This is a genomic window from Moorena sp. SIO3E8 (assembly GCF_010692445.1).
Classification (GTDB): Bacteria; Cyanobacteriota; Cyanobacteriia; order Cyanobacteriales; family Coleofasciculaceae; genus Moorena; species Moorena bouillonii.
Genome location: NZ_JAAHHM010000147.1, coordinates 1 through 14,362, shown reverse-complemented (window position 1 = coordinate 14,362; position 14,362 = coordinate 1). Strand labels below are relative to the sequence as shown.

The 14,362-nt window shown below is 43.9% G+C and carries 11 protein-coding genes; 4 read left to right on the top strand and 7 right to left on the bottom strand.

Annotation, left to right across the window (positions count from 1 at the left end; all coding sequences use genetic code 11):
• Nucleotides 1-267 precede the first annotated feature (267 nt).
• From F6K46_RS33095 to F6K46_RS33075, 5 genes are all read right to left on the bottom strand, one after another.
• The gene (locus tag F6K46_RS33095) at nt 268-1,281 is read right to left on the bottom strand and encodes a tetratricopeptide repeat protein (RefSeq protein WP_293065708.1); all 1,014 of its coding nucleotides are present in this window, start codon (nt 1,279-1,281) and stop codon (nt 268-270) included.
• Entirely contained in the window at nt 1,251-2,168 is a 918-nt protein-coding gene (locus tag F6K46_RS33090; RefSeq protein WP_293065705.1) for an RNA polymerase sigma factor, read from the bottom strand. The genes F6K46_RS33095 and F6K46_RS33090 overlap by 31 nt, the downstream gene beginning before the upstream one ends.
• Nucleotides 2,074-2,301 (bottom strand): hypothetical protein, encoded by a 228-nt coding sequence (locus tag F6K46_RS33085; RefSeq protein WP_293065702.1) that lies wholly within the window; start codon nt 2,299-2,301, stop codon nt 2,074-2,076. Before F6K46_RS33085 ends, F6K46_RS33090 begins: the two co-directional genes overlap by 95 nt.
• Nucleotides 2,302-2,335: 34 nt before the next feature.
• A complete protein-coding gene (locus tag F6K46_RS33080; RefSeq protein ID WP_293065699.1) occupies nt 2,336-3,070 on the bottom strand; it encodes a LuxR C-terminal-related transcriptional regulator in 735 nt (244 codons plus the stop codon).
• Nucleotides 3,071-3,158: 88 nt separating this feature from the next.
• Nucleotides 3,159-3,323: a hypothetical protein gene (locus F6K46_RS33075; RefSeq protein WP_168166504.1), complete on the bottom strand. Its 165-nt coding sequence runs from the start codon at nt 3,321-3,323 to the stop codon at nt 3,159-3,161.
• Nucleotides 3,324-3,624: 301 nt separating this feature from the next.
• Between F6K46_RS33075 and F6K46_RS33070 the strand changes: the two genes are divergently transcribed.
• The 3 genes from F6K46_RS33070 (at nt 3,625) to F6K46_RS33060 (ending at nt 12,345) form a co-directional block, all read left to right on the top strand.
• Nucleotides 3,625-7,218 carry an NB-ARC domain-containing protein gene (locus tag F6K46_RS33070; RefSeq protein WP_293065696.1) on the top strand — a complete coding sequence of 1,198 codons (3,594 nt, stop codon included), beginning with the start codon at nt 3,625-3,627 and terminating at the stop codon, nt 7,216-7,218.
• Between the two features lie 863 nt (nt 7,219-8,081).
• Nucleotides 8,082-8,342 carry a hypothetical protein gene (locus F6K46_RS33065; protein ID WP_293065694.1) on the top strand — a complete coding sequence of 87 codons (261 nt, stop codon included), beginning with the start codon at nt 8,082-8,084 and terminating at the stop codon, nt 8,340-8,342.
• Between the two features lie 274 nt (nt 8,343-8,616).
• Nucleotides 8,617-12,345, top strand: a complete 3,729-nt coding sequence (locus F6K46_RS33060) for a caspase family protein (RefSeq protein ID WP_293065691.1) — start codon at nt 8,617-8,619, stop codon at nt 12,343-12,345.
• Between the two features lie 238 nt (nt 12,346-12,583).
• Here the strand turns inward: F6K46_RS33060 and F6K46_RS33055 are convergent, their stop codons facing one another.
• Both F6K46_RS33055 and F6K46_RS33050 read right to left on the bottom strand, forming a co-directional pair.
• Entirely contained in the window at nt 12,584-12,778 is a 195-nt protein-coding gene (locus F6K46_RS33055) for a hypothetical protein (protein WP_293065688.1), read from the bottom strand.
• Nucleotides 12,779-12,784: 6 nt separating this feature from the next.
• On the bottom strand, nt 12,785-13,387 hold the full coding sequence (locus F6K46_RS33050; RefSeq protein ID WP_293065685.1) for a Uma2 family endonuclease: 603 nt from the start codon (nt 13,385-13,387) through the stop codon (nt 12,785-12,787).
• A 569-nt stretch (nt 13,388-13,956) separates the two neighbouring features.
• Here F6K46_RS33050 and F6K46_RS33045 point away from each other — a divergent pair.
• Nucleotides 13,957-14,362 (top strand): caspase family protein (locus F6K46_RS33045; protein WP_293117777.1); only part of this gene is annotated, 406 nt, incomplete at its 3' end.

The following is a 14,362-nucleotide window of genomic DNA, read 5'->3' as shown; positions in this document are numbered from 1 at the left end:
TTGATATAATTTTGGTAGCATTTTCAATTGATAGGTCGTATTGACAATTTATGACCTATCTTTTTTTACCATAATTTGGTCAATTTAAGATATATCAAGGGTTACAGGGCGCTTGTCGCCCCCCCAGACCTGGATGTTTAGAACGGTATTTTGCCAGTGCTACCTTTTCATCTTCATCGATAAAATACTCCCCACTATCACAATAATAATAAACCAATCATAATGCTTTTGAATTAATACGGTGCGTTACATTTCATGCTTCGCACTCTACAACTTACATAAAGCCCCATAAACTAGCCAATTATTCGGGTATAGATGATCAGCTTTCTCAATAACTTCAACCGCCCTTTTATTTTCACCCCTATCAGACAAAAACCGGGAATAATAACACCAGCCATGAGGATTATTTGGGTGCTCCTCAGTAAACTGCTTCAATATAGCCAGGCTTTTTGCCGACTCTCCTCGCAACCGATAATAGTCAGCCTGCAACTGGTGAGCATCAGCGGAGTGGGGAGCCAGTTTCAATACAGCATTAACTATCTTTTTAGTCTGCTTCCCTTCTTTACCCAATACTAATTTCATCCGGCAACGATAGGCCAAGCGTCGTTTTAAAACTGAGTAATCACCAGGGGCTAACTCTTCTGCTCTACTTAACCTCAACTCTGCTGACTGAAAATCACCCAGTATTAGGAGTGCATCATAACTGTGAATCATAGCAACAATATCATCTGGCTGAAGTAACAAGATTTGCTCAAAAGCTTTCAAAGCAGCGTGAGCATGATCCAGTTCCATCTCAACCCGCCCCAATGCCAGCCAGTGAGACGGATTTTCTGGCTCAGAAGATGCGGCTGTCTCAAAGGCTTTTACTGCTTTCTCTGGCTGACGGCGACAGACCTCTATCAAACCCCGGATATGATGCCCAGTAGCAACATTACTGGATAATGGCAAAGCACTCTCATAAACCTCAATTGCCTTAGCCACCTCTCCCATCAACTGTAAAAGTTTCCCCAGTTTCAACCTTACCTGAATTAATTGAGATTGCCGCTGAATAACTTGGTGATACTCCTTAACAGCCTGCTCCCAGTTTCCACTTTCATAGAGTAAATCAGCCAATTCCAACCGTTTTTTCCATCCAGAGGGATACTGCTGCACATAGTTAGTTAAGGTTTTCAACTTCTGCTGTTTTCGGGTGGTTTTTTTATCTAATACAAGTTGTACATTTAACTCGACCTTTGAAGACTGGGATAAGGTTACCAAACAGGGGTTAGTGTTTCTAGACATATCGCTGTTACCTCATAATTCATTTTATCATTAATTTGCTCAAAATGGCACTCTTTTGTTGTCGCATTTTGAGATGAAATCACGGATTTTTTAGTTTTCAATTCATCCCAAATCTCATCCTTTTCAATCTCTTTTAAGAAGGGGGGAGAATCATCTATGCCTGATAGATACCGCTTCAACTGCTTTTCCATAATTGCTCGCCCCTTTTGAATGCGTTTGTAAACGTTATCCACCGATAGAGCAAGTTTTTTGGCAATGTCTGGGTAGGGTATATCTTGGTAAAAATGCAGCACAAAAGGCTCTCGCAGTTGGGGAGACAGAGCGTCTATTTCACGGCGGATATACATTCGTAACTCGCGACGGAGAATAGCTGACTCAGGAGAGTAATCACTAGAAGCTAATGTCTGGTGTTCTCCCACTGCCATTTCTTCAATGCTCTCCATACCGATTGCACCTCTGTGGCGTTTTCGATGCAGATCTACGCAGAGGTTATGAGTCATTCGAGTTAGCCATGCTTTGGGATTAGTAATTTTTTCGGCGTGGTGTGGTAGTTTATCCCACGCCTTCATTCTGGCCAGACTTAATGCTTCTTCAGCATTGGTGCGATCGCCTCCCATCCAAGTTACGCACCGACCGTAAAGATAGTCTTGATTGACCAGCCATAACTGCCAAAAGGCAGTGCGATCGCCAAGAGATATACTTTTTAATAGATTAATCTCGTCTAATTTTGTTTCTGTTTTCATTTTTTTGAATAAAATTGAGTGAAGTATAAGTAGTCGTACAAAATTAGGTTTAACTGTCGAGATAGGGAACAGGGAAGAGGGAGCAGGGAAGAGGGAATCGGGAATCGGGAATCGGGAATCGGGAAACCATTCTGTGTACCTCATAGCTATGAAAAACGCTATAAGCGCGTTTGTATTTGAGATGTAAACCTGTATGGTCTTTTTTTATTGTCCAATAAAACTCTGGATTTCTTGCCCCTTTTGCCTTTTGCCTTTTGCCTCTTGCCTTTTTCAGCAATAACTGTATTTACAAACTAGATCAAAAAACTATATTAATTTTGATAATGCATCACTTCTTTTTGTTTAGCGTAAATGCTTTTCAGGTGCTTCTTAACAGTATTGATGCTGATATATAGCTGCTGTGCAATTTCTTCGTAAGTTAAGTTGGCTTTTTTAAGTAACCATACTTCCTTCTCCCGGTGACTTAAGCCATATTTAATAGCATCAGTGATAGCGGAATTTTGGGTAGATTGATGTTTATCTTCTAGGGTGACTAACAGATAAGGAGTTCGGGATAATTCTAACGTTAACCATCTAACCCTAACCCGAAAGTTAACTGACTTATTCACTTTAATTTCAGTTTCGATAATTAGTTTGCGATCGCCAAACAACTCACGACTATCAATTAATGATTGGCAAACTCCCCAAATTGGCTGAGGGATAGAATTTATCGGTGACTTACCTTGAGAGATTTGAGAGCACATTCGACGTCCACACTCATTGGCATGAAACAACTCTTGGTTAGTAGTTATAATCAGCACCCCATCAACAAAGCCTTCAAGAATTGCTTTGAGCAGTAATGGCAAACCTTCTTCTGAATCTAACTCTGGCTTACTGCTTTCGGGTTTAGTCGCTTCTACTTTGATTGATTGTGGTAAACTACAATAGTGTTTAAAGTGTTTGACATAATCTAGTTTTTTCTCCGGTTTATGAAGCTCATATGTGCTTGGATAAACTTGGTTAAAATCAATAGAAATGGGTTTGGGCAAGAGTTGTTTATTAGTCATGATGAACCTTGATTATGATAAATTAATTGGGCTTATTACAAATGCCATCGATCAACTAATTGGTTGTTTTCCGTTTTCCATTTAGCGATCAAATAATTTCTATTTTTAGCACCCCACTGGCGCTGCTGAAATTATTATCAAAGATAAATTCGCTGTAATCAGCTAGGTTATCTAGTCCAAGGAAGTTGAGCCAAATTTCTAACAATAGCCATAACGTTGTTCTTGCCAACAGTTTTTTATAGAGCACATTCATGGTTTTATGTAGGATAAAATTCCTAGAATATATAGCAGTTTTGAATTGGGTGAGGTACTTTCCTCCTGGGTTTTAGGGACTGGGGAAACCCCCTTTGGCCGACTCCATCGCTATTGCCTTTTGCCTTCCCCCCTTCCGGGCGGGGGGTTAGGGGGGATTCCTTTGCTATATATTCATCAAACCCCACTGCATACTGACTTACCGCCTGAGATGATCTGACTTGTGACTAAATTGTGAAGAATTTGTGACTGAATTTTCCTTTGTCAATGGTATAATCCCTACAGTCATGATCAAATGAGCCATGCCCAGGTCGCTCAAAGTCCGTCAGGACTGCATTGAAAAAGTTAAACTGGCAGTCAGGCGTAACGGTTTTCCGAGCCAGAGGGCTTTGGCTGAAGATGTGGGGTTTGCCTTAGCCACAGTCAGCAACTTCCTGACCGGTAAACCGGTTGACTATATTACTTTTGAAGAACTTTCTCAGAAATTGGCACTGGAATGGAGAGCCATTGCCAATTTGGATTTTGACCTGCCATCCCAGGCTGTAGATGATGTACTATCGCAGGCTGTAGATGATCTGTCATCCCAGACTGTAGATCAAAAGCCACAGATCACAACCTCTAGCAAACGCCAAGACTTGGGAGAAGCAATTGATGTTACCAATTTCTACGGGCGCAAGGAAGAATTAGCCACACTCAAACAATGGATTATTAATGACCATTGCCGACTGATTACCTTAATTGGCATGGGTGGAATTGGTAAAACAACTTTGTCTGTCAAGTTAGCCCAGGGTCTACAATCGGAATTTCAGTACCTGATTTGGCGAAGTTTGCGTAATGCGCCACCCATTCACGAGCTTTTGACGGACCTGATTGGGTTTTTGTCCGATCAGCAAGAAACTACTTTACCAGAAAGCTTAGATGGTAAGATCTCCTGTTTAATCGACTATCTGCGGGCAGAGCGTTGTTTGTTCATCTTAGATAATGTAGAGTCAATTCTATCCCCTGACCAACGGGCAGGAGCCTATCGCCCAGGATATGAAGGCTATGGGCAACTCCTCAGAAGCTGGGGCGAGACTAACCATCAAAGTTGTCTGGTGTTGACCAGTCGGGAGAAACCCAGAGAAATTAGAAACAAAGAAGGTGTAAACGCTCCGATTCGTTCCCTGAGGTTACCTGGCTTAACCGAGGGAGAAGGGAAGAAAATTCTCGCGGAAAAAGGCTTTTCTGTCTCAAAAGACGAATGTCAAGCACTGGTAGAGTTTTATGCAGGCAATCCTTTAGCATTGAAGATTGTTGCCACCACAATTTATGAGTTGTTTGACGGCGATGTGGCTCAGTTTTTAGAAGAAGGCACTATTGTCTTTGGTGATATTTCAGATTTAATGGACCAGCAGTTTAATCGCTTGTCAACTTTAGAACAACAGGTGATGTACTGGCTGACCCTTAATCGAGAATGGGTCTCATTTAAGGAGCTACAAAGGGACATAATTCCGGCTGTTTCATTCAAACATTTATTAGAAACCTTAGAATCTCTACAATTGCGCTCAATGATTGAGAAGACTTCGGGAAAATTTACTCAACAACCCGTGGTGATGGAGTATGTCAGCGATCGCTTAATTGAACAGATTTTCTGCGAAATTCAAACGGGAGAAATAGCACTATTGGAGCGCTGTGCCTTAATCAAAGCCCAAGCCAAAGATTATCTTAGAAATGCCCAAATTCAGCTGATTCTAAAACCGATTACCGAGCAACTACTCAACCTGCTTGGTCTCCCAGAAAATGTCCAAAACTATTTGAATCAAATTTTATCAAAACTGAAGTCTTTTCCCCCTCGAAAACCCGGATATGCCGGGGGGAATGTTCTCAATTTACTCTGGCAGCTTAATCTTGACCTGAGTGGCTATGATTTTTCTAACTTAACGGTTTGGCAAGCTTACCTACAGGGCATGAATTTGCATGGAGTCAACTTTGCCAATGCCGATTTAAGTAAGTCGGCTTTGACTCGCACCTTAGGGGGGGTTTTATCAGCGACCTTTAGCCCAGATGGGAAACTCCTGGCAACCAGTGTTGATAATGAGATTTGGTTGTGGGACGTTGCCAACATCAAACAAATTATTACTTGCAATGGTCATACCGCTTGGGTGCAATGCCTGGCTATTAGTCCAGAGGGAGAAATTTTAGCTAGTGGTAGTAACGACCAAACGATCAGGTTGTGGAATGTCCACACCGGGCAATGTCTAAAAACACTGCGAGGTCATACCAGTTGGGTGCAATCCCTAGCCTTTAGTCCAGAGGGAGAAATTTTAGCCAGTGGTAGCCATGACCAAACGGTAAAGCTGTGGAATGTCCACACCGGAAAATGTCTGCAAACCTTGTCAGGCCATAGCAATCCGGTATTTTTTACTACCTTCAGTCCCAATGGACAAAGGTTGGTCACTGGGAGTGAAGACCAAACTGTCAGAGTCTGGGATGTCAACACTGGTTCTTGCCTGCAAGTCCTAGAAATCCCGATCAATTGGGTATTATCGATTGCCCTTAGCCCAGACGGAGAAACATTGGTAACTGGAAGTGATGGCACAACGGTAAAATTTTGGGATTTAGCCAGTGGTGAGTGTATCAAAACATTACCAGACTACAACAGTCATGTGTGGTCAGTTGCTTTCAGCCCAGATGGTAAAACACTGGTGACTGGTAGTGAGGATACAACGGTTAAAATCTGGGAGGTGGAAACCGGGAAATGTCTCCAAACATTGCACGAGTATAGCAATTCCCCTTTAGGTAATAGCTACGCTTCACGGATTTGGTTGGTTGCTGTTAATTCGGATGGTCAAACCTTGCTGAGTGTGAGTGAAAACCAAACCATGAAGTTATGGGATATCCACACGGGACAATGTTTAAGAACAGTGGATGGGTATAGTAATTGGATCTTATCCGTGGCTTTTAGTCCAGATGGTCAAATGTTGGCCAGTAGTAGCGAAGACCAACGGGTAAGATTGTGGGATATTGAGACCGGGCAATGTCTACAAACGTTGTCAGGACATACTAATCTCGTCTCATCAGTCACTTTTGCTCCCAAAGACGATCAGATTCTGGCCAGTAGCAGCGACGACACAACTATCAAACTTTGGGATGCAAATACAGGAGAGTGTTTGCAAACACTGTGGGGACACGATAGTTGGGTGCATGCGGTCAGCTTCAGTCCAGAGGGAGAAATTTTAGCCAGTGCCAGTCGTGACCAAACGGTAAAGCTTTGGGATTGGCATACCGGAGAATGTCTGCACACCTTAGAAGGGCATATTCAGCACGTCAAAACCATTAGTTTCAGTCCCTGCGGTAAAATCCTAGCCAGTGGTAGCCATGACAACACTATCAAACTTTGGGATGTCAGTACGGGAACCTGTCTACAAACTTTGCCAGGTCACGAGGATTGGGTTTTATCGGTTGTGTTCAGTCCCAGTGCCAATCTGCTGGCGAGTGCCAGTGGAGACCAGACGATTAAACTGTGGGATGTTGAGACGGGGCAATGTCTACAAACCTTATCCGGTCACACATCTCGAGTCAGAACAATTGCCTTTAGTCCAGATGGCAAGAGTTTAGCCAGTGGCAGTGATGACCAGACTGTTCAACTGTGGGATATCAGTACAGGTACTGTTCTCAAAGTATTTCAGGGACACGACAAAGCAGTCCGGTCAATTGCCTTTAGTCCTAATCGTCCTGTGTTAGTGAGTAGCAGCGAAGATGAAACCATTAAGCTTTGGAATCTTGACACCGGTGAATGTGTAAAAACTATGAGAATTGATCGACCCTATGAAGGGATGAATATTAAAAACGCCATTGGTTTAACCAAACCTCAGAAAAACACGTTAAAAGCTCTAGGTGCAGTAGAGAAAGACTAAGCCAGCTTGTAGGGTGGGCAAAAAGCGATGCAGCGCGGTCTTGGGGGTTTCCCCCATGAGCGACTGCATCAAGACACAGTTTGGTTTTTTTGAGTATTAATGATGAGAATACTTTGCCCACCCAACTACCTATCGGAGGAGCTAGCTTGTAGGGTGGGCAAAAAGCGATGCAGCGCGGTCTTGGGGGTTTCCCCCATGAGCGACTGCATCAAGACACAGTTTGGTTTTTTTGAGTATTAATGATGAGAATACTTTGCCCACCCTACTGGAATTGGTATTTTTTTTAAAGTCAAGTACCCTACCTATCGGAGGAGTCAGGAGCTTTACTTCAGGGCTCAAAATACCCTGAATTAAAGCCTGGCACCGCAATGGTTAATCCCTTGACAAATCAGCTGTTAATATGCTATGCTAGAAATAGAGATTATTATAATACAGCAAGGTAAGCGCAAGAAATATTCAGCCAAAATGTGATATAGGGCAAGGATTATGACCATAGTAAGCCTTGATTCTCAGCACTATAGCGCTTATATATCACTATTGTTAAGAATAATTCGGCGTTGCTGAATTGAAGTATTAATTTAAATCGTCTGGTTTTGGGAAAGCCCCCGTTGGTCCCCATCTGTAAAATAGCCTTGCATCCGCGCTCTTCCCCCCAGTATTGGGGGGTTAGGGGGGCGGGGGACGAAAGAAAATTTTGTTCCCCCCCCGGTGCGCTTACAGTCGTCGAATTAAATTCGCCACTGCTCGCACCGCAAAATTGGGGGGCTAGGGGGGCTCAATCATACCCAGAATCAGCAACGCCAATAATTCCTCTTTATTGAGTCTTGCGCTTACCCCGTATCATACAGTTGGGGTGAAAAACAGTGGCTATGGAAAATACAGAATCTAACCAAAATTCTGAAGAGCAAGTAGTCGAAAATACATCTGGCGATACTAACCCCTTAGGGGACGATCGCTCCGACTCTCAGGAAACAGTAACAACTCCTGAAGAAGCTGAAGTAAAAGCTGAATCGAGTGATGAAAATGTCGAAACAGATAATCAAGACACTAAAGAAATTACCGCACCAGAATCTAATCCAACTACTAGTGAGCGTTCTCCAGGAAAAACCGATAGAGGTTTATAATCCAGGAGTTCTATTCTTGGGCGAGAATTGACCAACTCAGCGATCCCCCCTAACCCCCCTTAACTAAGGGGGGAATTAGAGAAAAAAGTGCTCCTGATGAAGGTAGAATTAGAGAAAAAAGTGCTCCTGATGAAGGATAGAATTAGAGAAAAAAGTGCTCCTGATGAAGGATAGAATTAGAGAAAAAAGTGCTCCTTAATAAGGGTAATTTAGGGGGTTATAAATCAGGAATTAACAAAACTGTAACTCCTTCAATAAGTATTAAGAGAATGCCATGACCTACAATATATATGCGCTGCTGGTAGCTATTGATAAATATCCCAGTCCTGTTCCTTCTTTGAATGGCTGTGTTAATGACATCCTAGGAATACAGGAATATTTGCAAGGGCGGGTTGCTACAGATGGATATCAACTACACATCCGCAAACTCTTGAATCGAGATGCTACCCGTCAGGCAGTTGTTGATGGTTTTCGGCAGCATTTGTGTCAAGCTAGCCGTGAAGATGTTGCTTTCTTTTACTATGCGGGACATGGTTCTCAAGAGCAAGCCCCACAAGAGTTTTGGGCAATAGAGCCGGAACGATTGGATGAAACATTAGTCTGTTATGACAGTCGCACTGAGGGGGGTTGGGACTTGGCGGATAAGGAGTTAGCCAAGCTAATTTCTGAGGTAGCTCAGAAAAACCCCCACACTGTTATTATTTTAGACTGCTGTCACTCTGGTGCTGGCACCCGTGGCGATCTAGAAGGAGAAATAGCAGTTCGTAAAACTTCCACCGACAAACGCCAGCGACCCTTGGAGAGTTTTATTTTCTCCTTGAGTGAAACTGACAAATTATCAGCTGCCCTCAGCCCGGAAAAAAATCCTAGTGGTTGGAGTTTCCCCACAGGAAAACATATCTTCCTGGCAGCTTGTCGAGATAGTGAGACAGCGAAAGAATTCAACAGCAATGGCCAACCAAGAGGTGCGTTTTCTTACTTTTTGCTGGATACCTTGAAGAAAGCCAATGGTAGCCTGACTTATCGGGATTTATTCAAGCGTGTCAATGCCCTAGTCCGCAGTAAGATCACCGCCCAATCTCCCCAAATCGAAGCTACGGAATTGAGTGATTTAGACCAACCTTTTCTGGGCGGTGCGATCGCTAACCGTACACCCTACTTTACTGTCTGCTATGACAAAAACCACGACTGGGTGATTGATGGTGGTGCGGTTCACGGCATTTCTCAACCGCTTCGGGATCAGACCACAATACTGGCATTATTTCCCTTTGACACCCCCACAGAGGAACTTCGCCAACTCTCAACAGCAGTAGGTGAGGCAAAAATTGTGGAAGTAATGCCGCAGCTGAGTAAAGTTCAAATTAGTGGTCTTGGGGATTTAAATCCCGAAATGACCTGGAAAGCAGTCATTACCAGTTTGCCCCTGCCACCGAAAGGGGTTTTCTTGTCAGGAGAACCAGCTGGTGTAGAATTAGCCCGTACCAGCCTACTCAATACCTCTAACAATCAGCCTTCGTTGTATGTTCGGGAAGTGGCAACCCGAGAAGAAGCCGAGTTTCAGTTACTGGCTCGTGATGAACACTATTTAATTACACGACCAGCGGATGACCGTCCTCTAGTGGCTGCCATTTCCGGTTACACCGATGCCACTGCCTTGCAGGCGATTAAGCGATTAGAACATATCACCCGTTGGCTGAATATCAATGAACTTGCCAGCCCAGCCACCAGCCGCATTCGCCCTGATGCTGTGCAAATGCTGATTTACCAGCAGGATGGGTCACCTTTGCTAGATACTGACATTCGTCTGGAATATCAACAGGAAAATGGCAGGTGGCGATCGCCCAGATTCAAAATTAAGCTCAAAAACACCAGTAATGAGCCGCTTTATTGCGCTGTGCTCGATTTAACCGACCGTTACGCCGTCTCAGCTGAGTTGTTAGATGGGGGCGGAATTTTGCTGCAACCAACGGGGCAAGAGGGAGATGAAGCCTGGGTTAATCGCGGAAATCCAATTTATCCTGAAGTCCCCAAACAACTATGGCAAAAAGCGGGGATTACGGAAGTTAAAGATATTCTCAAACTGATTATCTGTTCGACGGAATTTGATGCCACTTTGCTCCAACAACCAGAACTTGACCTACCACCACGTCTTTTGCCTACACCCAGTCGCGGTAATGGTACCCTGAACCGCTTGATGCAAAGGATTCCAGCTCGTGACCTCCGCAGCAGACCAGAAGAAGACGAAATCTATGATGACTGGTTAACTAGCCAAATTAGCATTACTACCGTGCGTCCTCTACACACAGCTGAAATTCGCAGAGGAGATGAGTCAGTTTTGCCGGGAACAAATGTGAAATTAACCACAGATTCCGAATTCATAGGCCAGGCACGTCTAACCACTCTCACCCAATCAACCAGGGATTTAGGTAATAATATGTTACCACCGATACTGCGGGAGGACCATCCGGGCATTGAGTCCTTTGAGTTTACTAGCAGTCGGGGAACGGATCCTGGTTTAAGCGCGCTGGAATTAACTGAGGTGGAAAATCCGTCAGCCGTTACAGCCAAAAATCCCCTGAAAGTTATTGTTGATCGACCCCTTGCTTCTCATGAACAACTATTACCCATTAGCTACGATGGGGAGTTTTTCCTGCCTTTGGGACGGGCTCGTTCCACCCCGGAGGGCAAAACGGAGATTTTACTGGAACGGTTAACAGAACCAATTAGTGAAGGTAGCCGCAGCTTGGGGGGTTCGATCCGAATTTTCTTCCAAAAAGTAGTGTCTCAACAACTGGGGCTAGACTTTAGTTACCCAATCTTGGCAGCAGCGGATGTCACTGCCTCTGGAGTGGGCAACTATACAGTCAACTATACAAGAGATGTTGAACAAGTCAAGTCGCGGGTTGCCCAAGCCCAACGCATAGTCCTTTATATACACGGTATTATTGGTGATACTGAGAGCTTGCTGCCCAGCCTTCGCTCCGCCCAGGTTGAGGAGGATGGAACAGAAAAACCCCTGGCCGAACTGTATGACCTGGTACTCAGCTATGATTATGAGAATATAAATACCTCAATTGTAGAGAATGCTAAATTGCTGAAGCAGAGACTACAAGCTGTAGGGTTAGGGGAGAACCACCGTAAAATTTTTCACATTGTCGCCTACTCCATGGGAGGGTTGGTTTCTCGTTGGTTTATTGAACGAGAAGGAGGCAATCAGGTGGTTGGGCATTTAATTATGCTAGGTACACCCAATGCTGGTTGCCCTTGGTCTAAGCTTGAAGATTGGGCATTAGCTACCTTAAGTATCGGTTTAAATGGGCTGTCAGAATTTCCTTGGCCAGTACCAGTAATGGGGATGTTGCTTAAGGCGATTAACCGGTTTGTTGATGAGATTGAAACTATTGATATTTCCCTAGACCAGATGGACCCCAGTTCTGAGTTCTTGGAACAATTAGCAGCAAGTCCTGACCCCAAAGTACCTTACTCAATTATTGCTGGTAATACATCTATTATTCCTGCCGCCCTGAAAGCAGAAGCCAATCAAACTTCTAGTCCCTTGCAACGACTAATGCAGAAGTTATTTGATAAAGCTGTAGCTATGGCTTTCTTTGAGCAACCAAATGATATCGCTGTTACAGTACAAAGTATAAAAAGCGTAGGTTCAGACCGGAACCCAGAACCGCAAATCCAGGAAATCGGCTGCGATCACATGGTTTACTTTACTGAACCAGTGGGGTTAACTGCCTTCTCCCAGGCGGTGAAAAAAGCCCTAGAAAATAACTCTGATTTAGGAGCTACAACTACTGCTACAACTACTAGAGTGGCAAATCCTGTGGTTAATAATAGTACTAATAATTCTTCAGGGAACAAAACACTGAAATGGTGGATTATTGGGGGAGTTGGGGTATTAGTCGCGGCTATTCTGGGTTGGCTGGTATTAAAGCCATCAAACAACATCCAACCTAGTAATAAAACTCAACCCACCGAGAATGTAAGTCAATGATGCTTAAGCAGTCAGCGGTCAGCGGTCAGCGGTCAGCGGTCAGCGGTCAGCCGTCAGCGGTCAGCCGTCAGCCGTGAGCTAAAGGCTCACGCTGCGCGAATAGCTTTCCATAACTCAGATTAAACTAATGCTTACCTGTTGTCTTGATGCAATAGCGAGTGGGGGAAACCCCCTGTTCCCTTGCTGCATCGCTTATTCAAAAGCTCTTCCCTTTGCTTACCCTATGCCCATAAGCACCTCAAGTAGCCTGTCCATAGCCCATAAGCTGATAACTGATAGCTGATAACTGATAGCTGATAGCTGATAACTGATAGCTGATAGCTGATAGCTGATAGCTGATAGCTGATAACTGATAGCTGATAGCTGATAGCTGATAGCTGATAGCTGATAGCTGATAGCTGATAGCTGATAGCTGATAGCTAATAGCTGACAATTGCTTTCACCAAATCTTGCTCATTTTTAGCACAAACCCCGCCAGTTCCGGAGCACCGCTAACGGTTTCAGGATTGTCCAAAATCTCTGGTTCCTGATCACGACGATAAATGTAAATTTTCCGGTTTTGGCGGTCGATCAACCAACCCAGTGATGTGCCATTATCAAGGTATTCTTGCATTTTGTCTTGCAAGCCACTGAGTGTATCGCTCGCCGAACGTAACTCGATCACAAAGTCGGGGCAAATGGGGGCAAAGGAAGCTTTCTGTTCTTCGGTTAAGGCATTCCAGCTCTCCAGTTTAATCCAACAGGCATCTGGAGAGCGGATCGCTCCATTCGGTAAAGTAAAGCCGGTGCTGGAGTCAAAGGTTTCACCCGTACCGTCGAGATCAGCCCAGTTAGCCAATTGTTGAGAAATTTTCAGATTCCGATTGCCTGTATCAGAAAAGACTGGCGGCATAATCACAACTTCTCCACTAGCGGTGCGCTCAATTCGTAGATCTCGATTGGCTAAACAGAATTCAGAAAACTGGGCAAGGGTCATGGGGATGATCCCAGGAAGATTGACCATCACAGGGACAGTTTGGGTTTGAATGAGTAGCCTAGTCATTATAGGGTTTTTATCTAGGTTGTAAACGACTTATTGCATAACAATGCTTGCATACAAGAGGAACCGACCCCTAACCCCTCCCAGGAGGGGAAAGGCAAGAGGGGAAAAAGATACGAAGTTTTATTGGACAGTCAAAAAATACCTTCTAGGTTTACATCTCATTTATAAACGCTATATACGCCAATGAAAGTATGTAAAGATTTATTACGAAACTAATAATTTCTGCGTAAAGTCAACAGATTATCCTGGGGAATAAATAGGGAGCATCCCACTGCTGTGTGAGCGGGATTATACCGCCCACATATAGCAGAAGTCCGCAAGTCAGAAGTCAGAAGTCAAGTCGCTTTGCTCCAATTCAAAATTAAAAATTATTAATTCAAAATGACAATCAGTGGGGGCTTGTACCCGCCACTGATTGAAGACCACTGAATAATATTGCAGTGGGGGCTTGTACCCAGAATTAAAAAATTGCCAAATTTATGATTTTCTTTATTTTGAAGTTTGAATTTTGAATTTTGAATTACCACTAGGGGTCAGAAGCCAGAAGTCAGAAGTCATTTGAGAATAATATGTTTTCTCGCAATCTCGCATTTATCATCGGTATCAATAACTACACAAACGGCATTTCTCCCCTGAACACCGCCGTCAACGATGCTAAACAACTAGCAGAAATTCTCCGCAAAAAGCATAATTACGAAGTCTGGGAATGCCTAGACGAAGTGGCAACTCTGTCTAAGTTTAACAAATTTTTAGAAAAAACCTTACCGGAACAAGTCACTGAAAATGACCGCTTATTATTCTACTTCGCTGGTCATGGAGTTGCTCTCAATGGGGATGATGGTCCGGCTGGTTACTTAATTCCTCAAGATGCTTTACTGGGGGATACTAATAGTTATCTGCCCATGACCAAGTTACACGATGCTTTAAGTCAATTACCCTGTCGTCATTTCTTGGGTATCCTCGACTGCTGTTTTG